General features: G+C 71.2%; 17 protein-coding genes. 8 read left to right on the top strand and 9 right to left on the bottom strand.

From position 1 onward, the window contains the following. Positions 1-42: 42 nt before the first annotated feature. Positions 43-2,550 (bottom strand): DNA translocase FtsK, encoded by a 2,508-nt coding sequence (locus tag OG494_RS02825; protein ID WP_328451629.1) that lies wholly within the window; start codon positions 2,548-2,550, stop codon positions 43-45. Positions 2,551-3,339: 789 nt separating this feature from the next. Here OG494_RS02825 and OG494_RS02820 point away from each other — a divergent pair. From OG494_RS02820 to OG494_RS02800, 5 genes are all read left to right on the top strand, one after another. Then, on the top strand, positions 3,340-4,146 hold the full coding sequence (locus OG494_RS02820; protein ID WP_328451627.1) for a lysophospholipid acyltransferase family protein: 807 nt from the start codon (positions 3,340-3,342) through the stop codon (positions 4,144-4,146). A gap of 60 nt (positions 4,147-4,206) precedes the next feature. Next, positions 4,207-4,821: an NAD(P)H:quinone oxidoreductase gene (gene wrbA / locus OG494_RS02815; protein ID WP_328451625.1), complete on the top strand. Its 615-nt coding sequence runs from the start codon at positions 4,207-4,209 to the stop codon at positions 4,819-4,821. Between the two features lie 50 nt (positions 4,822-4,871). After that, positions 4,872-5,819, top strand: a complete 948-nt coding sequence (locus tag OG494_RS02810; RefSeq protein WP_328451623.1) for an EamA family transporter — start codon at positions 4,872-4,874, stop codon at positions 5,817-5,819. A gap of 119 nt (positions 5,820-5,938) precedes the next feature. Further along, positions 5,939-7,264 carry an amino acid permease gene (locus tag OG494_RS02805; protein WP_328458854.1) on the top strand — a complete coding sequence of 442 codons (1,326 nt, stop codon included), beginning with the start codon at positions 5,939-5,941 and terminating at the stop codon, positions 7,262-7,264. Positions 7,265-7,520: 256 nt separating this feature from the next. Then, positions 7,521-8,840, top strand: coding sequence for a deoxyguanosinetriphosphate triphosphohydrolase family protein (locus tag OG494_RS02800; protein ID WP_328451621.1), 1,320 nt, complete (start codon positions 7,521-7,523; stop codon positions 8,838-8,840). A gap of 27 nt (positions 8,841-8,867) precedes the next feature. Here the strand turns inward: OG494_RS02800 and OG494_RS02795 are convergent, their stop codons facing one another. The 8 genes from OG494_RS02795 to thyX all read right to left on the bottom strand — a co-directional run bounded on the left by OG494_RS02795 (position 8,868) and on the right by thyX (position 18,288). After that, entirely contained in the window at positions 8,868-10,523 is a 1,656-nt protein-coding gene (locus OG494_RS02795; protein ID WP_328451619.1) for a VWA domain-containing protein, read from the bottom strand. 351 nt (positions 10,524-10,874) lie between these two features. Next, a complete protein-coding gene (locus OG494_RS02790) occupies positions 10,875-12,572 on the bottom strand; it encodes a ribonuclease J (RefSeq protein WP_326943047.1) in 1,698 nt (565 codons plus the stop codon). After that, positions 12,569-13,582 carry a 4-hydroxy-tetrahydrodipicolinate synthase gene (gene dapA / locus OG494_RS02785; RefSeq protein WP_328451616.1) on the bottom strand — a complete coding sequence of 338 codons (1,014 nt, stop codon included), beginning with the start codon at positions 13,580-13,582 and terminating at the stop codon, positions 12,569-12,571. Before dapA ends, OG494_RS02790 begins: the two co-directional genes overlap by 4 nt. 101 nt (positions 13,583-13,683) lie before the next feature. Further along, a complete protein-coding gene (locus tag OG494_RS02780; RefSeq protein ID WP_328451614.1) occupies positions 13,684-15,177 on the bottom strand; it encodes a serine/threonine-protein kinase in 1,494 nt (497 codons plus the stop codon). Between the two features lie 78 nt (positions 15,178-15,255). Beyond that, positions 15,256-15,696, bottom strand: a complete 441-nt coding sequence (locus OG494_RS02775; RefSeq protein WP_328451612.1) for a hypothetical protein — start codon at positions 15,694-15,696, stop codon at positions 15,256-15,258. A gap of 25 nt (positions 15,697-15,721) precedes the next feature. Then, positions 15,722-16,963: an Nramp family divalent metal transporter gene (locus OG494_RS02770; protein WP_328451610.1), complete on the bottom strand. Its 1,242-nt coding sequence runs from the start codon at positions 16,961-16,963 to the stop codon at positions 15,722-15,724. A gap of 174 nt (positions 16,964-17,137) precedes the next feature. Next, a complete protein-coding gene (locus tag OG494_RS02765; protein WP_247054657.1) occupies positions 17,138-17,536 on the bottom strand; it encodes an ACT domain-containing protein in 399 nt (132 codons plus the stop codon). Then, positions 17,536-18,288 carry an FAD-dependent thymidylate synthase gene (thyX, locus tag OG494_RS02760; RefSeq protein WP_328451607.1) on the bottom strand — a complete coding sequence of 251 codons (753 nt, stop codon included), beginning with the start codon at positions 18,286-18,288 and terminating at the stop codon, positions 17,536-17,538. The genes OG494_RS02765 and thyX overlap by 1 nt, the downstream gene beginning before the upstream one ends. A 143-nt stretch (positions 18,289-18,431) precedes the next feature. Between thyX and OG494_RS02755 the strand changes: the two genes are divergently transcribed. From OG494_RS02755 to OG494_RS02745, 3 genes are all read left to right on the top strand, one after another. Then, positions 18,432-18,977, top strand: coding sequence for a toxin-antitoxin system HicB family antitoxin (locus OG494_RS02755; RefSeq protein WP_328451605.1), 546 nt, complete (start codon positions 18,432-18,434; stop codon positions 18,975-18,977). 12 nt (positions 18,978-18,989) lie between these two features. Continuing rightward, entirely contained in the window at positions 18,990-20,021 is a 1,032-nt protein-coding gene (locus tag OG494_RS02750) for a DUF4097 family beta strand repeat-containing protein (protein WP_328451604.1), read from the top strand. 80 nt (positions 20,022-20,101) lie between these two features. Continuing rightward, positions 20,102-21,187, top strand: a complete 1,086-nt coding sequence (locus OG494_RS02745; protein WP_328451603.1) for an ADP-ribosylglycohydrolase family protein — start codon at positions 20,102-20,104, stop codon at positions 21,185-21,187. Positions 21,188-21,525 lie beyond the last annotated feature (338 nt).

Below are 21,525 nucleotides of genomic sequence, written 5' to 3'. Positions count from 1 at the left end.
GTCCACGAGCTCAGGACGGATTGACCCTGGGCGCGGGTTGCATCACTCGTCGTCCGGGTCCGAGGGCACCGGGTCGCCGCCGCGGATCATGAAGAGGACCGACTCCAGTTCCTCCGGCTTGATCAGCACGTCGCGGGCCTTCGAACCCTCCGACGGGCCGACCACTCCACGGCTCTCCAGCAGGTCCATCAGCCGGCCGGCCTTGGCGAACCCGACCCGCAGCTTGCGCTGCAGCATCGACGTCGAGCCGAACTGCGAGGTGACGATCAGCTCAGTCGCCTGGATCAGCACGTCGAGGTCGTCGCCGATGTCGGCGTCGATCTCCTTCTTCTCGCCGGCCTTCTGCGCGGTGACGCCGTCCTGGTAGTCCGGCTGCGCCTGCTCCTTGGCGTAGTTGACGACCGCGGAGATCTCCTCGTCGCCGACGAACGCGCCCTGGATGCGGACCGGCTTGCCGGCGCCCATCGGCAGGTAGAGCGCGTCGCCCATGCCGATCAGCTTCTCCGCGCCCGGCTGGTCGAGGATGACCCGCGAGTCGGTCAGCGACGACGTCGCGAACGCCAGCCGCGAGGGCACGTTGGTCTTGATCAGGCCGGTGACGACGTCGACCGACGGCCGCTGCGTGGCCAGGACCAGGTGGATGCCGGCGGCGCGGGCCTTCTGCGTGATCCGGACGATCGCGTCCTCGACGTCGCGCGGGGCGGTCATCATCAGGTCGGCGAGCTCGTCGACGATCGCCATGATGTACGGGTACGGCCGGTACTCGCGCTCGGACCCGGGCGGCGCGGTGATCTCGCCCGACTTGACCTTCTTGTTGTAGTCGTCGATGTGCCGGACCTTGTTGACCTGCATGTCCTGGTAGCGCTGCTCCATCTCCTCCACCAGCCAGGCCAGCGCGGCGGCGGCCTTCTTCGGCTGGGTGATGATGGGCGTGATCAGGTGCGGGATGCCCTCGTACGGCGTCAGCTCGACCATCTTCGGGTCGATCAGGATCATCCGGCACTCGTCCGGCGTCGCCCGCGCGAGCAGCGACACCAGCATCGAGTTGACGAAGCTCGACTTACCGGAACCGGTCGAACCGGCGACCAGGAGGTGGGGCATCTTCGTGAGGTTCGCGGTGACGAAGTGGCCCTCGATGTCCTTGCCGAGGCCGATCACCATCGGGTGATTGTCCTTGACCGTGGTCGGCGCGCGCAGGACGTCGCCCAGGCGCACCATCTCGCGGTCGGAGTTAGGCACCTCGATGCCGACCGCGGACTTGCCGGGGATCGGCGCCAGCAGCCGGACGTTGTCGGTCGCGACGGCGTAGGCGATGTTCTTGGTCAGCGCGGTGATCTTCTCGACCTTGACGCCCGGGCCGAGCTCGACCTCGTAGCGCGTGACGGTCGGGCCGCGGGTGAAGCCGGTGACCTGCGCGTCGATGCTGAACTGCTCCAGGACGCCGGTGATCGCCTCGATCATCGCGTCGTTGGCCTTGCTGCGGGACTTCGGCGCGTCGCCGAGCTTCAGCAGGTCGGGCGGCGGCAGCTGGTAGTCGCCTTCCACCGTCCGGGTGACCGCCAGCGGGGGCTCCGGAGCCTTCTTCGGCTTCTTTTCCGGCACCTCCGCCGGCGGCTTCGGCAGGGCCTTGGGCGGCTTGATCGGCGTCGGCATCTCGGCGAGGGCGGCGTCGAGGTCGAGCTGCTCGCCGTCGTGATCGCCCCGGCTCTGGCGCCGCCGGGACGGCTTGCGCAGCCTCGCGGCCTTCGGGTCGGCCTCGGTGACGGCGTCTTCGTCGGTGGCGAAGATCGAGCCCTGCTCGGCCTCGGCGATCTCCTCTTCGTCGAGGCCCCAGTTGCGCAGGCGCTGCGGGATCTCGCGGACCGGCGTGCCGGTGAACACGAGGATGCCGAAGACGAGGGCGAGGATCAGCAGCGGCACGGCGACCCAGGTGGTGACGCCCATGGTGAGCAGCCCGCCGGAGAAGGCGCCGACGATGCCGCCGGCGTACATCCGGCCGTCGTTGGTGCCGGGGAGCGCGGTGAAGATGTGCAGCATCCCGAGCACGGACAGCACGACCATGATCGTCCCGACGACCATCCGCGGCCGGGTCTCCGGATGCGGTTCGGACCGCATCAGCGCGACGGCCACCACCACGAGGACCAGCGGCAAGGTGACGGCGCCGGCGCCCAGCACGGTCCGCGTCGCGATCTCCACACCCGCGCCGATCGGCCCGGCGGCCCGCCACCAGACCCCGACGGCGGCGATGATGGCGAGCGCGATCAGCCCGAGCGCGAGCCCGTCACGGCGGTGCTCGGCTTCGAGTTCCCGGGTGCGCCCGACGGTGCGGGCCAGCGTCCCGATGCCCTTGGCCAGCAGGTTCCAGGTCCCGCGCACGCCCTTGCCGAAAACGCCGGGCGTCTTCCGCCGCGGCGCCGGCTTGCGGGCCGGGGGTTTCCGGGTGCTCCGGGTGGCGCCGGAGCTCGGCTTCGCCGGGGTACGGGGCTTGCGCGCCGCTGCTCCCTTCGCGCCGCTTCCCGTACTTCGCTTCCTCGTCGCCGACCCAGCCATGCTCCAACGGTAACCGCCGACGCCGTTTCGTCACATGCGCCACTCTCAGCGCATCGTGAACTTCTGCCTCACAGCGGGCGGGGTGGGGCCATCCGGGTGAAGGTGATGGGGGTTTCGGCGGGCGGAGCGCGCGAACGGGCCACTCGCGACCGTGCCAGACCCGGCGGGGCACCCGCGAGCCCACTTGCGACGCACCCCGCACCTCCGACCTGCGCGAAGGACCCGCTCGCCACGCCCACACGGCCCGACTTGCGCGAACGGGCCGCTCGCTACAAGCCCATACCGCCTGACCTGCGCGAAGAGACCTGCTCGCCACGCACCCATACCTCCTGACCTGCGCGAACGGACCCTTCGCTACGCACCCATACCGCCCGACCTGCGCGAACAGACCTGCTCGCCACGCACCCATGCCACATGACCTGCACGAACAGACCTGCTCGCCACGCACCCCATGCCGCCCGACCTGCGCGAACGGGCCTTCCGTGCCCGGCCGGGAGCCGGCGGCGGCGCGAGCGTTGAAAGCCGTGAAGGACTCCTTGAGGGACTCTGAGTCCCTCAAGGAGTCCTTCACGGACCTTCCCGAGCTGGGCGACCGAGCCGACCCCGCCCTCCGCGCTCCCGCGAGCCCGGCGATGGGCGCGAGTGGCCCGTTCGCGACCAAGCCGTCACCAACGGGCCGCTCGCGACCCACCGGCCGGCCGGTGGCCGAAAACATGTCACCAAACTGCCCGGTCGGGAGCCGGATGAGGAGCCATCCGGGTGAAATCCGGCGTCTGCCATGCTCTGCGCATGTTCGCGCTGCGCACCGACGACTCGTCCCGCCGTGCCCCGGCCATCTGGCGGACCATGCTGAACATCGACCGCGGGCTGGTGAACCTGGTCGGGCGGCTCACCGTGTCCGGGCGGGTGCCCGCGCAGCTGCGGGGCAAGCCCCTGTTGATGGTCGCCAACCACATCGGTGTGTTCGACGCCTTCGTCCTGATGGCCGCGTGCAAGCGGATCGGGATCAACCCGCGCTTCATGCTGGCCGGCGGCATCCTGGACGCCCCCGTCATCGGGCCGGCGCTGCGCGTCAGCGGGCACCTGCGCGTCGACCGCAAGCACGCCGGCACCGCCGTCGGGCAGTTCGCCGAGGCCGTCGAGGCGCTCAAGACCACTCGCGAACCGATCATCGTCTACCCCGAAGGCCGGATCAGCCACGATCCCGGCCTGTGGCCCGAGCGCGGCAAGACCGGCGCCGCCCGCCTGGCGCTGGCCGCGGACGTCCCGGTGATCCCGATCAGCCAGTGGGGCGCGCACGAGGCCGTCTACTGGGGCACCGAGACCGTCAACGGCCCGGCCGACCTGCTCCCCCTCGCCCGCTCCGGGTTCAGCGCGCCGCTGCGCCGACCGAAGTTCCGGGTGCACTTCGGCGACCCCGTCGACCTGTCGGGCGTCGAGCCGGAGCGGCCCGGCGCCGGGGTGCGGGCGCACGCGAAGATCATGCAGGCGATCACCGACGGCCTGGTCCCGCTGCGCGCCGGCGAGCTCGACCGGCCGCGGTTCCACGACCCGACGCGGCCGACCGACACCGTCAGCCCGTGGAAGCCCCGGTAACCCGGTAACCCAAGTCCGGATCTTGAGACGCGGGAAGAGCAGCACCTAGAGTCGGCGGACGTGAGCACACGGATACTCGTCGTCTACTACAGCGCGACCGGGAACACCGCCGCCCTCGCCGAGTCCCTCGCCGAAGGCGCGCAGGAGACCGGGGCCGAGGTACGGGTGCGAACCGTGCCGGAAACGGTGCCGGCGGCCGCGATCGCCACCAACCGCCGCTGGCAGGCGTGGGTCGACTCCGCGCCGCACCACGACCTCGCCACCCTCGACGACCTCCTGTGGGCCGACGGCCTCGCGGTCGGCAGCCCGACCCGGTTCGGTGGCCCGGCCGCCCAGCTGAAGTCCTATCTGGACAGCACGGGTGGCCTGTGGGCACAGGGAAAACTGGCGGACAAGGTCGCGACGTCGTTCACCACGGCGTCCACCTCGCACGGCGGCCTCGAGTCGACGCTGCTGGCGATCAACAACGTCTTCTACCACTGGGGCGCGATCGTCGTACCGCTCGGGTACACCGACCCGCACCTGATGGAGTCCGGCAACCCGTACGGCGGCTCATTCGTCTCGCGCAAGTCGGCCTCGCCGGACGACCTCGCGCTCGGCGCGCTGCGCGTCCAGGGGCGGCGGCTGGCCACGATCACGACGCACGTCGCCACCGGGCTCAAGCAGGCGGAGTAACCGGGAAAACCATTTTGGTGGTCACGCCCGCGGCACCTAGAGTCGCGAGGGTGACCACCGAACTGCCCGTCGTCGCGCCACCGCGGGTCACCTCCCGCGGGCGCGGGACCACGCTCGTCCTGCTCGCCGCGCTGTTCTTCAGCACGTCGGGCACGCTGGGCAAGTCGGCGATGTCCGCCGGCGTCACCCCGGAACAGATCGCCGCGGCGCGGATCACCCTCGCCGGCGTCGTGCTGCTCGCGGGCGTGGCGCTGGTCGCGCCGCGGAAACTGAAGGTGCGCCGGGAACACCTCCCGGTGCTGCTCGGGTACGGCCTGCTCGGCGTGGCCGGCGTGCAACTGCTGTACTTCGTCGCCGCCGGCCGGATCCCGGTCGGCATCGCGATCCTCCTGGAGTTCGTCTCGCCGGTGCTGATCGCGCTCTGGGTCCGGTTCGTCCGGCGCCACCGGCTGCCGCGGGCCGTCTGGGGCGGCATCGCCCTCGCGATGGCCGGGCTCGCGATGGTCGCGCAGGTCTGGCAGGGCGTGACCCTGGACGTCGTCGGCCTGCTCGCAGGCGTCGGTGCGGCCGTCTGCTCGGCCGGGTACTTCCTGCTCGGCGAGCGCGCGGTGGCCGACATCGACCCGCTGGGCCTGGTCACCTGGGGCATGGTGCTCGGCGCGGTCGCGGTGTGCGTCGTCGCGCCGCCGTGGACCTGGCCGGTGCGCCTGCTCGACGTCGACGTCGAGTTCGGGGCCTGGCACCCGCCCGTCTGGCTGCTGCTGACCCTGCTGGTCCTGGTGGCGACGGTGCTCGCCTACGTCTTCGGCATCTCGTCGCTGCGGCACCTGCCGGCGTCGGTGGCGAGCGTGCTCGGGCTGGTCGAACCAGTGATCACGACCGTCGCGGCGTGGCTGCTGCTCGGCGAGGAGCTGACCTGGCCACAGCTGCTCGGCGCGGCGATCCTGCTGGCCGGCGCGTACATCGTGCAGCGCAATTCGGAGATCCTCACCGACTGACGGTTCTTCACGAAGTAGCCCCCGGGTGCGACAATTCCGCGCACACCCGGGGAGGTTCGACCTTGACGAAGACCGGCACCGAGGGCCTGCGGCCCACCCTGCGCCAGCGGCACGTCCGGATGATCGCGCTCGGCGGCATCATCGGCGCGAGCCTGTTCATCGGCAGCGGCGCGGTGATCCACACCGTCGGCCCCGCAGCCGTGCTGTCCTACGCCCTCGGCGGGCTGCTCGTCGTGCTGGTGATGCGGATGCTCGGCGAGATGGCCACCGCGGCGCCGTCGCTGGGGTCGTTCATGGAGTACGCGCGGGAGGCGCTCGGCGGCTGGGCGGGCTTCACGATCGGCTGGCTGTACTGGTACTTCTGGGTCGGTGTGGTGGCGTTCGAAGCCGTGGCCGGGGCGAAGATCCTGCAGGGCTGGATCCCGGGGGTGCCGCAGTGGGTGTTCTCCCTCGCACTGATGCTGCTGCTGACCGCGACGAACCTCGCGTCGGCGCGCTCGTTCGGCGAGACGGAGTTCTGGCTGGCCTCGATCAAGGTCGCCACCATCGTCGTCTTCCTGGTGCTGGGCCTGCTGTTCGTGCTCGGGCTCTGGCCGGGCGCGCACTTCTCGGCCGGCAACATCGGGCTCGACGGCTTCGTCGCGAACGGCCCGTTTTCCGTGGTGCACGGCGTGGTCATCGTGATCTTCTCCTACTTCGGCGCGGAGATCGTCACGATCGCCGCCGCGGAGTCGGACGAGCCGGAGACGGCCGTGCGCAAGGCGACCTCGACGATCGTCTGGCGCGTCATCGTGTTCTACGTCGGCTCAGTGGCGCTGCTGGTGATGATCACGCCGTGGCGCGACGTCCCGAGCGACACGAGCCCGTTCGCGGCCGCGTTCGGCCGCTTCGGCGTCCCGGCGGCGGCGACGATCGTGTCGGCGGTCGTCCTGACGGCGGCGCTGTCGGTGCTGAATTCGGGGCTGTACACGGCTTCCCGCATGCTCTTCGCGTTGCGGCGCCACGGCTGGGCGCCGCGCTGGATCGCGGACACGAACCAGCGCGGCGTGCCGTGGAAGGCGATCCTGGTGTCGACTGTGGTCGGTTACGTGGCGGTGGTGATGAGCTACCTCTCCCCCGACAAGATCTTCTACTTCATCATCAACTCGGCGGGCGCGGTGGCGTTGTTCGTGTACGCCATCATCTGCGGCTCGCAGCTGCGCATGCGACGCCGTCTCGAAGCGTCGGCGCCGGAGAAGCTGAAACTGCGGATGTGGGGTTATCCGTGGCTGAGCTGGGTGGCGCTGGCCCTCACCCTGGTGGTGGTCGCGTCGATGCTGTTCGTGGACGAGGACACGCGGGTGCAGCTGTACCTGAGCCTGATCAGCTTGGCGGTGATCCTGGCGGTCTACGCCGTCATCCGCCGCCGCACAAGCCGGGCCCCGGCGGGCACCACACGTGACTGAAACCCGAACTCGCGAGTTCCGGCGCTGATATCCGAACCCGCACGCCGGGGCTGTCCCACCGATGCCCAACTGCAACGAACCGTGCCCGGAAGTCCCGACCTGATTCCGGGTCCGACACAACGCCGCAACTATGGCGGCGCCCAGCCGGCAACCAGTAACAGCTCTCTTGCCGCGGCGTTGTTGTACGGCAACAGCCAGTCAGCGAGGGACAGCCATGACAAAGCCGGCGCGGGGCGCGAAAAGAAGACACACCAAGGTGGAAGTCGATCCGTACCGAACGCCCTATCAGCGAGACCGAGACCGAGTGCTGTACTCCTCGGCATTCCGGCGCCTGTCCGGCGTCGCCCAGGTCGCCGCGGTGAACGAACAACGGGTTCTGCACAACCGCCTCACACACAGCCTGAAGGTGGCCCAACTGGGCCGTCGACTGGTCCAGCACCTCAAACACGATAGGTCCGGGAAGTCACGTGATCTGTGGCGGGCGGCGGGCGTGAACGCGGATGTCGTGGAAACCGCCGGTCTCGTGCACGACATCGGCCATCCACCGTTCGGTCACATCTCGGAACCGGTCCTGAACGCGTGCTTGCGCCGGGTCGAAGGCCTCGAAGGGTTCGAGGGAAACGCCCAGTCCTTCCGCATCGTCACGAAGCTCGCCCGGCGGCGAACTGATCACCCGGGACTCGACCTCACCCGAGCCACGCTCGACGCGATGCTCAAGTACCCCCGAACACGGTCGGCGTCCGAGGACAATCCCTTCGACGTCCCGACGTGGACGGATCGTGGGTTCGGAGGCAAGTGGGGTACGTACCGGAGCGAGCTCATGGACTTCCGCTGGGCCCGGAAACGAGCTCGAGGTGACCGCAGGTCCGCCAACGCCGTTCTCATGGACTGGGCGGACGACATCACGTACGCGACCCACGACATCGAAGACTACTTCCGGGCCGGCCTGATCCCGTTGCACAACCTCCACAGTGACCGGGACGGGATTTTCAAGCACGCCTGCCGTCGGCTCGGTGGCCTGCAGGACTTCGATCCGGCGCGGTTCGCAGGTGAGCTGGACCGGGTCATCGACCGGTTCGAGAAGGGCATCTCTTCTTCCTGCTGGGACACCCGCCGCAACCGGTCCGCCATGAACGAGATCACCACCGAGAACCTCGGTGCATGCGTCCGGGCCGTTTCCTTCGCCGCCGAGGCTCCGTTCGTCACCGTGGATCCGCAATGCCAGTACCTGGTCGAGGCCTTGAAGGAACTGACTTGGTACTACGTCATCGACCGGCCGTCATTGGCGGTGATGCAAGAAGGGCAGAAGCACATCATCCAGTCGCTCTACGATCGGCTCAGCGACTGCTTGTCCGAGTCACCGAAGAGTCCGCGGCTGCCCATTCAGCTTCGGTCACTCTATCGAGATCTGGGCCACGATGAAGAATTCACGGCTTTCTCCGGCGGTTCAGACGTCCGGCGGGCACGCGCCGTCGTCGACTACATCTGTGTGTTGACCGAAGCGCAAGCCGTCGATCTGGACGAGCGGCTCTCCGGCCGATCGCACAGCTCGATGTTCGGAGCCTGGTTCAGCTGACGAGCCGTCGAGGCGCTCTCCACAACCTCATCCACCGCCGGCGATCCGGCTCAGGGCTCCGAAGAACACTTCCGTGATCTTCGTCGGGTCCGCCGCCACGAACGCGCTTCCGCCCGTCGCCTTGGTCAGGTCGTCCAGTTCCCTCTTGTCCGCGTCCGGGCCGATGCCGACGCCGATCAGCGGGATCGGGCGTCTCGGGTCCTGCAGCTTCGCCAGCTCCGTCAGCAGGTCCGCGCGGTTGATGCCCTTCGGGTCCTCGTTGCGGCCGTCCGTCACGACGATCACCAGGTTCAGCCGGCCGGGCTCCCACTCGCGACGCGCCGTGCGGTAGGTCTCCAGCACGCTGTCGTAGAGGCCGGTCCCGCCGTCGGCGGTGGCTTTCAGCTGGCTCAGCTTCTCGAGCGCGCCGCCGGCCAGGTGCTGGGCGACCGGGGCCATCGGGAGGAGCTCGCGGTAGTCCTTGTCGCCGTCGAGACGGGTCGAGAACTCCAGTATCCGCAGCTGGGTCGCCGGTTTGAACAGGTGCAGGGCCTTCGCCGTGGCTTCGGTGGTCAGCTCCATCCGGTTCAGCCCGGTGCCGGACACCTGCGCGTTCATCGAGCCGGAGACGTCGAGCAGCACCTGCACCCGCGCGCTCAGGTTGATCCCGGCCCACTGGTTGAGCAGCTGGTCGATGTCGGCGTCGGCCGGCATGACGGCCGTCCGGAAGCCCGAGGGTGACACGCGCGGGTCGTCGACGTGCTCGCGCAGTGCCTGGCCGCCCGCGGCCCGCAGGCCGGTCTTCGCGATGGCGTCGCCGCCCGAGCCGTTGAGCATCGCCTCGCGCAGCAGGTCGACGATCGGCTGCTGCTGCGGCGTGATCCCGCCGAGCTCGGTGAACGGGTAGTCCAAAGTGGGCACCGCCGTCGAGTAGACGCCGACCAGCGGTGACTCCGAGTCCTCGATGTTGTGGCGCAGCAACGAGTTCTCCGACACCGGGAACGCCGTCACCGAGCCCGTGCCGGCGCCGTCGCTCGAGCCCGGCAGCCGCGCGATGAGGTCGGTCTCCTCGCCGAGCGTGTTCGTCGAGAACCGCCGCAGCTGCGCGACGTACGCCGCCGCGGCGTCGGGGCCCGGCGCCACCGAGGCCCGGATCCCGAGCAGGGCCGTCGCGCCGACCGGGTCGCGGGCCGGGTCGGGCATGCCGGTGATGATCCCCGCCGCGCCGGGGGCCAGGACGTCGGCCCAGCTCAGCGTCCGCGACGGCCAGCCGAGGCCCTTCGCCGCCGCCTCCGCGACCGCCAGCACCACCGGTGAGCTGGCCACCGACGCGCCGGTCGCGGGGACGTCGGCGGCGCCGAGCTGGTGGGCGCGGCGCAGCGCGAGCGTGGAGTCGGGCACCCAGACCTGCGGCCGCGGGGTGCCGTCGGACATCGCGAGCCGTTCGGCGGCCAGCGTCGCCTCACGGGTCTGGACCTCGATGGAACCGCAGTCGATGTCGAGGCCCTGCACGACCAGCGACAGCGCGGGCGCGATGTCCGGCGAAGCGGTGACGAGGACCTTCGTCGGCTGCTCGCACGCCGACCGGGAGCGCACGACCGAGACGGTCACCCAGGCCGCGGTGCCGAGCACGACCACGAGACCGGTCGCCAAAGCGGGCACGAGCAGCCGGCGTCGTCGCCCGTCCGGCGAATGACGTCCCATCGGCGCGGCCTCTCTTCCCGAGGCGGGTGAACCCCAAGGCTAGACCGCGGTCCACCGGCCGCACGTGGTCCGGACGGGCTAAGTACGGCCGCAACCTCATCCCCGGGGTGGAGGTGATTCGTTCCCGGGCGGGATGTCGCGGGCGGCTCCCCGCGGAACACTGGGTGCCGTCGAAGGGGGTTCGCATGAAACCGACACGCGCCGAACAGCGCCGGGCCCGGTGGGACCTGGCGCGGCAGACCGCGACGGTGGCCGCCGCCCTGCTGCTCGCCAAAGCCGGACGCTGAAACGCCGTGAGGGGCACCTTCAGGGACGTGGTGTCCCTGAAGGTGCCCCTCACGGCGGCAAAACCTAGACCGGGATGACCGTCGGGACGATCATCGGGCGGCGGCGGTAGGTGTCGGCCACCCAGCGGCCGACCACGCGGCGGACCGCCTGGGCGATGCGGTGGGTGTCGGTGATGCCTTCGGCCTCGGTGCGCGCCAGCTCCATCTCCACCAGCGGCACGACGGCGGCGAGCGCCTTCGGGTCGTCGGAGAAGCCGCGCCCGGACACCGTCGGGGCGCTGACCGGGCGGCCGGTGGCGGATTCGATCGCGACACTGATCGAGATGAACCCGCCTTCGCCCAGTACCAGCCGGTCGGACAGGGTCGACTCGCCGACGTCGCCGACCGAGAGGCCGTCCACGTAGACGTGCCCGACCTCGACCCGGCCGGTGCGGGAGGCCTTGCCGTCGACCAGGTCGACGACCACGCCGTCTTCGGCGATCACCACGTTGTCCGCCGCGACGCCGGTGCGGATGGCCAGCTCGGCGTTGGCCTTCAGGTGCTTCCACTCGCCGTGGACCGGCATCACGTTGCTCGGCCGGACCGCGTTGTACAGGTACAGCAGCTCACCCGCCGACGCGTGGCCGGAGACGTGCACCTTGGCGTTGCCCTGGTGCACGACGTTCGCCCCGAGCCGGGTCAGGCCGTTGACCACGCCGAACACGGCGGTCTCGTTGCCCGGGATCATCGAGCTGGCCAGCACGACGGTGTCGCCGGCGCGAATGGAGATCTGCCGGTGCTCACCGCGCGCCATCCGCGACAGCGCCGAGAGCGGCTCGCCCTGGGAGCCGGTGGAGACGAACAGGACCTTGCTCTCCGGCAGGCCGCTCGCCTGGTCGAGGTCGACCAGCAGGCCGTCCGGCACGTTGAGCAGGCCCAGGTCGGCCGCGATGCCCATGTTGCGGACCATCGACCGGCCGACGAACGCGATCCGGCGGCCGTGCCGCTGCGCGGCGTCGAGCACCTGCTGGACGCGGTGCACGTGGCTGGCGAAGCAGGCCACGATGACCCGCTGGCCGACCCGGCGGACGACGTCGTCGAGGACCGGGCCGATGTCGCGCTCGGGCATCACGAACCCGGGGACCTCGGCGTTGGTCGAGTCGACGCAGAACAGGTCCACGCCCTCGTCGCCGAGCCGGGAGAACCCGGCCAGGTCGGTGAGGCGCCCGTCCAGCGGGAGCTGGTCGAGCTTGATGTCGCCGGTGTGCAGGACGACGCCCGCCGGGGTGCGGATGGCGACGGCCAGCGCGTCCGGGATCGAGTGGTTCACCGCGAAGAACTCGAGGTTGAACACGCCGACGTCGCGGCGCTCCCCCTCGCGGACCTCGATCAGCTTCGGCCGCTGCCGGTGCTCCTTGGCCTTGGCCGCGAGCAGGGCGTTGGTGAACCTCGAGCCGTAGATCGGCAGGTCCGGCCGCAGGCGCAGGAGGAACGGGACGGCACCGATGTGGTCCTCGTGCCCGTGGGTGAGCACCAGACCTTCGATGTCGTCGAGGCGGTCCTCGATCGCGCGGAAGTCGGGCAGGATCAGGTCGACGCCGGGCTGGTCGTCCTCGGGGAAGAGCACCCCGCAGTCGACGATGAGCAGCCGGCCGGCGAACTCGAACACGGTCATGTTGCGCCCGACCTCGCCGATACCGCCCAGCGCGACTACGCGCAGGGCTCCGGCGGGCAGTTCGGGCGGGGCGTTGGTGGGGCCTGGACCTGGGGGAAGTGAGCTCACCGAGGCAGGGTCCCAACGCTGGTGTGCGAGGTCGGCGCCACGTAGGCGGCCCTCGAGTCTGCTTGTGCCACCCGCTCACCATGCCAGTCCTGGGCCGCCGTGTCGCCCAGCGGCACGCCGCCCTGGGCCAGATCGGCGGCGATCATGGCCGTCTGGTCGGTGGTCGGGGCCACGATCGGGAGCCGCGGTTCGCCGATGTCGAAGCCGCGCAGCCGCAGCGCCGTCTTGCTGAACGCGACCCCGCCGACCCGCGACATCGCGCGCAGCACCGGCAGCATGCCGCGGTGGTTGGTGCGCGCGGTGGACGTGTCGCCGTTCTCGTAGGCGTCGATCATCGCGCGGATCCGGCCCGCGACGACGTGACCGATCACACTCACCACTCCGGTGCCGCCGACGGAGATCCAGGGCAGGTTCAGCCCGTCGTCACCCGAGTAGTACGCGAGGTGGGTGTTGGCGATGACCTCGGAGCCGGCGATCAGGTCGCCCTTGGCGTCCTTGACCGCGACGATCCGGGAGTGCTCGGCCAGCCGCAGCAGCGTGTCGACCTCGATCGGGACGACCGAGCGCGGCGGGATGTCGTAGAGCATCACCGGCAGGCCGGTGCTGTCGGCGACCGTGGTGAAGTGCGCGTAGAGCCCGGCCTGGCTGGGGCGCGAGTAGTACGGGGTGACGACCAGCAGCCCGTGCGCGCCCGCGGCTTCGGCCTGCTTGGCCTGCTCGATGCTGTGCGCGGTGTTGTTGGTGCCCGCGCCGGCCACGACGGTCGCGCGGTCGCCGACGGCCTCGACCACGGCGCGGATCAGCTCCTGCTTCTCCGTGTCGGTCGTGGTCGGGCTCTCGCCGGTGGTGCCGTTGATGACGAGGCCGTCGTTCCCCAGCTCCACGAGGTGCTCGGCCAGCTCCTGCGCCCGCTTCAGGTCCAGCGCGCCATCGGCGTCGAAGGGGGTGGCCATCGCGGTGAGCACGCGCCCGAACGGCCGTCCGGGCGCGGCTGTAGGTGGGTTGGACATGCTGAGACGGTACCCCGTCCCCCCGACGAAAACCGCGCCGACCTGGTCGGGTGCGGGAAGTGCGGAGGATTTCCGGGGACCGGCCGCTCGTCGCGGAACTTCTACTTGACCTTGGTCACGATCGGCGCGGTGATGGGGCCGCCGTCGGCCTTCGTGAGCACGCAGTAGAAGTCGCGGCTGGGTTCGTCGGTCGCCTTCGACGGCGCGCCGTCCCACTCCGCCTGGGTGGGCACGAGCGCGCGGTAGGTGAGGCCGGTGCGCTTGGCCTCCGGCACGATCGAGGAGCGGAACGCGGTCGCGCACGCGGCTTCGGCGCTGGCCTTCACGGCGTCCAGGCCGGGGTAGGCCGCCACCTTCGCGTCGTCGGAGTTCCAGTTCTCGACCGACAGCAGGCCGCCGACCTCGAAGATCTCCATCAGGTGGGTGCCCTCGCAGTTGTCGGACTTGGTCTCCGAGCTGATGATCGCGCCGTCCTGCACCGGGGTGTTGAAGCACCGGTAGTAGCTGTCGACCTCGGCGCGGAGCTGGCCGCCGATGCCGTAGGTCATGGTCGGCTGCTTCTGCGCGTCGACGGCGGGCTTCTCGAAGGCCCGGCCCGCGAAGAACCCGCCGATCAGGGCGCCCACCACGAGCACCGCGGCGGCCGCGATCCACAGCCCGCGCAGGTTCTTCTTCGGCGGCTGCGGCGCCATCCTGGTCGGCGGGCCGCCCTGCTGCAGCATCGTGCCGCCCGGCGGCGTGGGCCGCACGCCCTGCGCCGTGGCCAGCAGGTTCTGGGCCTGCGCCGACGTCAGCCGGGCCTCCGGCTTGGCGACCAGCAGCCCGAGGATCACCGCGGCGATCGGGCCGTGGCCGCGGGTCAGGTACGGGATCTCGGTCATGATCGCGTGCAGCGTCGCGGCCGTGGTCGACCGCTCGAACGGCATCGTGCCCTCGACCGCGTAGAACAGCGTCGCCCCGAGGGACCACAGGTCCGACTCGGGCATCGCTTCCCGGCCTTCGACGCGCTCCGGCGCCATGAAGGCGGGCGAGCCGACGATCATCCCGCTGGTGGTCAGGCGCGGGTCGTCGATGGCGTGGGCGATGCCGAAGTCCGTCAGCTTCACCCGGCCGTCCGGCGCGACCAGGATGTTCGCCGGCTTGACGTCGCGGTGCACGATCCCGGCCTGGTGCGCGGCCTGCAGCGCGGTGAGCACCCGCTCCCCCAGCTGCGCGGCCTGCGCCGAGTGCATCGGGCCGCGCTGGCGCACGAGGTCGGCCAGCGACGGCGCCTCGACCAGTTCCATCACGATGAACGTGGTGCCGCCGTCGGTGACGACGTCGTAGACCGTGACGATCGAGGGGTCGTTGAGCCGCCCGCCGGTGCGCACCTCGCGCAGGGCGCGTTCGGAGAAGACGGCGGCGGATTCGGCGTCGGGCAGCCGCAGTTCCTTGACCGCGACCTGGCGGCCGATCACCTGGTCCTGCGCCCGCCACACGACGCCCATGCCGCCCCGCCCGAGCTCGCCGAGCAGGACGTAACGGCCCGCGACAACCCGCTGACCAGGCGTGGCGGGCGCCCGCGGCGGGTACGGGCGGGTTTGTTCGTCGGTCACGGTGCTCCTTCAGGCGGCGGTCGCGCAGATGCTAGTCGGACCGCCGCGGAGCGCCTCGGGTTCCGCGCAATTCGTGACTCAGCGAGCCGGGGCGTACCTTTCGCCGTGGTACGGGATCCAGCGGTAGCCCGGCGCGAAGTCGCTGAAGTCGGACCGCCGCCCGGTCGCGAACCAGATGTCCTCGCTGACCACGAGACCGGGCACGAGCGTCAGGTCCTGGGCCATGAGCTGGTCGTAGCTGCGCAGCTCGTCGGTCTTCGGACCGGCGAGGGCGTAGCGGTAGACCGGTGGCGCGGTCCGGAGCTGCCAGTAGAGCCGGCGCCCGGCCGCGGTGACCGCCGTCGCGTCCTCGTCGGACTCGACGCCGCGCTCGCCCATCCCCTCGGGCGCCACGCCGCACCACCAGCCGCCGTTGGCGGTGAAGATGCGCGAAGGCCAGCCGTCGAAGTGGCGCGCGAGATCCCGGGCGTGGGTCTCACGCCCTCCGCATTCGGCGTTGAGGGCGAAGATCCAGGCCATGGTTGCGGCCTCCCTGGTCGTGGTGTCAGCCGGTGAAGGTCAAGTAGATCAGCACCAGGTTCAACGCGATGATGACCGCCGCGATCAGCGACGCCGCCACCGTCGTCAGGCGGTGGTTGGCGTCCGCGCCCATCAGCTCGCGGTCGGCCGTCAGGCGGATCAGCGGTACCAGCGCGAACGGGATCCCGAACGACAGCACCACCTGCGAGACGACCAGCGCCGCGCTCGGGTCGGCACCGAGCGCGAGGACCACGATAGCCGGGGTGAGGGTGACCAGGCGGCGCAGGACCAGCGGAACCCGTTTGTGGAGCAGGCCCTGCATGATCATCGCGCCCGCGTACGCGCCGACCGACGTCGACGCGAGGCCGGAGGCGAGCAGGCCGATCGCGAACATCAGGGCGATGCCGGGGCCGAGGGCCTGGGAGACGGCGCCGTGCGCGCCCTCGATGCTGTCGACACCCTCCTGGCCCTGCAGGTTCGTGGCCGCGAGCAGCAGCATCCCGAGGTTGACCGCGCCGGCCAGGAGCATCGCCAGGCCGACGTCGGCGCGGGTGGCGCGCAGCAGCCGGCGCCGGCTGCCGGCGTCCGCCCGGCCGTGGCGGTCGCGGACCAGGCCGGAGTGCAGGTAGACGGCGTGCGGCATGACCGTCGCGCCGAGCATCGCGGCGGCGATCAGCACGCTGCCGGAGCCCTCGAAGCGCGGGATCAGCCCGCCGAGCGTGCCCGATGCCGACGGCGGCTCGACGAACAGGCTGGCCAGGAAGCCGATCGCGATCACCAGCAGCAGGCCGGTGACGACGCGCTCGAACGTCCGCTGGCCGCCGCGGTCCTGCACGGCCAGCAGCGTCAGCGACACCGCGCCGGTGATCAGGCCACCGGCGACGAGCGGCAGGTCGAACAGCAGGTAGAGGGCGATGGCGCCGCCGACGACCTCGGCCAGGTCGGTGGCGATGGCGACGACCTCGGCCTGCAGCCAGTACCCGAGCCGAGCCGGCCGGGACAGCCGGGCGCGCAGGGCCTCCGGCAGCGACATCCCGCTGACCAGGCCGAGCTTCGCCGACAGGTACTGGACGAGCACCGCCATCAGGTTCGCCACGACGATCACCCAGACCAGCAGGTAGCCGTAGCGGGCGCCGGCGCTGATGTTGGCCGCGACGTTCCCGGGGTCGACGTAGGCGATCGCCGCGACGAACGCCGGGCCGAGCAGGGCCGAGCCGGTGCGCAGGCGCGACACCAGTTTCGGCCTGGCGGCCTCGGTCACAGCCATGGCGCCTGCCTCTCGAACCGGATGTCGGGGACCCAAAACCGAAGTTTAGGCATGCCGAACTTTCCCTGACAAGGGTGACCGCTCCCACCCTCGCCCGGCCGGGTACCCCGAAAAGCCGTGAAGGCCTCCTTCCCGGCCATAAGAGCCGGTAAGGAGGCCTTCACGGACAACGAGTCAGGGGTGGGCGACCTCGTGGCCGGATTCGCGCAGGGCCTTCACGGCGTGGTCGAGCTCGGTCGCGCGGACCAGGATGTGGTCGGTGTCGAACGTGGACATCGAGAACAGCGCGACGCCCGCCGCGGCCAGCTCCGAGGCCAGCGCGGCGATGATGCCGGTGAGGGTGAACTCGAGCGGGCCGCGGACCGACAGCAGCCGCCAGCCGTCCTCCGCGGCCGAGCTGCCGGCCGGTTCGCGCCCGGCCGGGCAGATCACCGACAGCTCTTCGGGCGTCCGGGTCACCGAGACGAACGCCGGTTCGCCGGGAGCGAGCAGCTCCGCCGGCACCGGGGCGTCCGCGGGCAGCCGGACGACGGCGTACTCGCCGGGCCGGACGTCGATCGCGAGGCGCTTCATCAGCCTTCGAGGACCTTCGGGCTCGTGGCGATCTCGGTGCCGTCGGGCAGGGTCGAGATGGTGAAGTCCGCGAAGATGTTGCCCGCGGCCTTCTGCAGCTGCCGCAGGCACTCCACCGCCAGCTCGCGGATCTCGACGTCGGCGTGCTCGGTGGCGCGCATCGCGACGAAGTGGCGCCACGCGCGGTAGTTCCCGGTGACGACGATGCGGGTCTCGGTCGCGTTCGGCAGCACGGCGCGCGCGGCCTGGCGGGCCTGCTTGCGGCGCAGGGTCGCGCTCGGCACGTCGGCGAACTTCTCCTCGAGCCCGGCGAGCAGCTCGGTGTAGGCGTCGACGCTCGCCTGGGCCGCGGCGAGGAACTTCTCGTGCAGCGCCGGGTCGTTCGCGATCACCTCGGGCTCGACGAAGGCCGCGTTGCGCTCGGGCACGTACCGCTGGGAGAGCTGCGAGTACGAGAAGTGGCGGTGGCGGATCAGCTCGTGGGTCAGCGAGCGCGAGATACCGCTGATGTAGAAGCTGACGGAACCGTGCTCCAGCACCGAAAGGTGGCCGACGTCGATGATGTGCTCGATGTAGCCGGCGTTGGTCGCGGTGACCGGGTTCGGCTTCTTCCACGACTGGTAGCAGGCGCGTCCCGCGAACTCGGCGAGCGCCTGGCCGCCGTCCGCGTCGGTCGACCAAGGCACGTCCTCGGGCGGGAAGAACTCCGTCTTCGCGATCAGCTGCACCTTGGGTGACACGGTTTCGGCCACGTCCGCACTCCTTCTCCCGGCCCGACTCCACGACTCCAGCGCAGCCTAACCGCGTGAGGGCGGCCACTCCCGGGCGACACGTGACACCGCCGTGACACCGCCGTCTCCTTGACTGACATCACGAGTGACGTCATAGTGGTGTCATGGACCTGACGCCGTACATCGCCAACCTCCGCGAGGACCTCGCGAACACGGCCTCCGCCGGGGATGAGCACACCCGGCGTGCGGCCGCCCTGCTGTCGGCCGCGCTCGAACCCGCGGTCCGCCTGACGTTGATGAACGCCCTCGCGGACCTCGCCGCCGAGGTCACCGCCACCTTACCCGGCCAAGTCGTCGACGTCCGCCTCGACGGCCGGGACGTCCGCGTGGTCGTCACCGGCGCCGCCGAAGAAGCTCGAACGCCCCGGCCGGACGAGACACCACGTGACACCACGCCGCCACCACCGATCGACACCGGTGACATCACGCGCATCACGCTGCGCCTGGTCGACCAGATCAAGGGCCAGGCCGAGCGCGCCGCGCAGGCGCAGGGCGTCTCGCTGAACACCTTCGTTTCCCAGGCGGTGCAGGGGGCGCTGGGCCACGGCGGGCTGGGCGGCAGCGGCCTGGGCGGGCTGGGCGGCGCGCGCAAGCACCACTCCAAGAGCGATCAAAGCGGCTCCCGCCTGCACGGCTGGGTCGAGGGCTGAGGGGAAACGACCATGAGCGAAGAGCAGACGACACCGAACGAAGAGAACCGCGCCTCGGAGGTTCCGGCCGACGAGGCTCCCACTGATCAGACTTCCACTGATCAGACTTCCACTGAAAAGGCCCACGCCGAAGAGGCCCGCACCGAGGAGACCACGGCCGACGGGCTGGTGCGCGTCCAGGAGTTCGAGGCCGGCGGGCCGCTCGAGCTGGACGTCGCCGTGACGATCGGGCGCGTCGAACTGGTGCTGGAGGGCGACTCCGGCGCCCGCGTCGAGCTGCGGCACGACCGGGGCGAGCAGCAGCCGTGGGTGGAGGGTGTCAACAACCTGCTGTCCTGGGTCGGCGAGCGCTTCGGCGACCAGCTGGGGGTCGACCCCGCGACGTCGCCCGCCGAAGCGGTGAAGCAGAGCCGGATCGAGAAGCTGGGCAACCGTCTGGTCGTCCAGGCGCCGAAGGCGTGGCAGCTGCGCAACGTCGCGCTGTCGGTGGTCGTGCACGCGCCGGCGGGTTCGCACGTCCAGGTGCGGGCGGGCGCGGCGGACGTCACCGTCGCCGGCTCGGCCGGGCGGGTGGACGTGCTGACCGGGTCGGGCGAGGTGAAGCTCGACCGGGCCGACGGCGCGGCGACCGTGCGCACCGGCAGCGGCGCGATCAAGCTCGGCCCGACGCTCGGCGGGCTGCAGCTGCGCAGCGGCAGCGGCAACGTCGAGGCGACGTCGCTGGCCGGCTCGGCGACCCTGGCGACCGGCACCGGCGACGTCTGGCTGGGCGCGGTGTCCGGCGAGGTGATGGCCCGCACGGGCAGCGGCGACCTTTCGGTGGCCGACGCCGGTTCCGGCACGCTCGACCTGATCACCGGCTCCGGCGAGGTCCGCATCGGCATCCGCGGCGGCACGGCCGCCGAGGTCGACCTGACCTCCAGCGGCGGCCGCGTCTCCAGCGAGCTGGACGTCGCCGACGCCGCTCCCGAGGGCGGCGTGACGCTGAAGGTCCGCGCCCGCACGGGCTCCGGCAACGCCGTGGTGACACGCGCGGCCGGCTGAATGAAGGGGGTGACGGGCCGTTCCCGGCGGGGGTGCCGGGAACGGCCCGTTCCATGCCCGGACAGTGCCAGGATGGCGGCATGACGACGGTGGAGACCGAGCGCGCGGTGTACCGGGCGCGCCTGCGCGGGTGCTTGCTGGGCGGGGCGATCGGGGACGCGCTCGGCAACCCGGTCGAGTTCCAGGCCCTCGCGGCGATCCGGCAGCCGGTCGAGCTGGTGGCGAACGCCGAGGGCGTCGCGGAGATCACCGACGACACGCAGATGACGTTGTTCGGCCTCGAGGGCTTCCACCGCGGCTGGGTCCGCGCGCAGGCGAAGGGCATCGGCGGCGCGCTGGCGCCGCTGGTGCACGACGCGTACCTGCGCTGGCTCGACACGCAGGAGCACCCGGGGCCGCCGCCCGCGGACGGCCGGCGGCACCGGGCCGGGCAGCTGCGGCTGGAGCCGTGGCTCTACGCGCGGCGGGCGCCGGGTTCGGCGTGCCTCTCCGGTCTTCGCGCGGCCTACACGCCGGACACCTACGCCGAGCCGGCCGGCCGGCCGGGGCCGGTCAACCCGGACTCCAAGGGCTGCGGCACGGTGATGCGCTCGGCGCCGTTCGGGTTCGCCGGCGGCGCGCGGCACGCCTACGTCGTCGCGGCCAACTGCGCGCGGATCACCCACGGTCATCCGACCGGCTACCACGCGGCGGGCGCGTTCGCGGCGATGATCGCGTACCTGCTCGAAGGCGAGTCGCTGGAAGCCGCGGTGCTGCGGTCGATGCGGCTGCTCGCGCGCTATCCGGCGCACGAGGAGACACTGGCCGCGGTGCACCGGGCGCTGGAGCTGGCCGACGCGGGCGACGCGACGCCGGAACGCGTGGAGTCCCTCGGCGGCGGCTGGGTGGCCGAAGAGGCGCTGGCGATCGCCGTCTACGCGGCGCTGGCGCCGGTGAGCGTGCCGGACACGCACCCGGAATCGGCGTTCCGCGCCCGGCTCCGGCTGGCCGTCACGCACTCCGGGGACAGTGATTCGACCGGGTCGATCTGCGGAAACCTGCTCGGCGCAAGGCATGGCGACGGCGTGCTGCCGTGGGACTGGGTGTCCCTTGTGGAGGGTCGTGCGACGATCGCGCGGCTGGCGGACGACTTCGCGACGGAGACGGCGCAGACGCGCGGGTACTAGGCGAGGAACCCCGCGACCTCGGCGAACCACTTCGCCGGCGCCCGCCGGTGGATGCGGTGACCGGCGTCGAGGGTCGCGACGACGGCGTCCGTGCCAGGAGCTCGTACCGCGACTGATCGAGGTGGCTCGGTTCGCCGCCGGCGAGGATCAGCGTCGGGGCCGTGATCGACGGCAGCACGGCCCACCACGCCTCTTGGGGTTCGCGCAGCCCGGCGACGACGTCGCGCAGCATCCGCGGGTCGCAGCGGCCGCGTCCTGGGAAACGGAGCGCGCGCATCGCGAGCCCGGCACTCCGCTGCCGGTCCGGGGGCTCGTCCTGGAGGTTTCGCCTCGGCACC

The sequence above is a fragment of the Amycolatopsis sp. NBC_00438 genome, from assembly GCF_036026695.1.
In the GTDB taxonomy this organism is placed as follows: Bacteria; Actinomycetota; Actinomycetes; order Mycobacteriales; family Pseudonocardiaceae; genus Amycolatopsis.
Note: the sequence above shows the minus strand (reverse complement) of the source record. Positions and strands in the feature narration are given on the sequence as shown.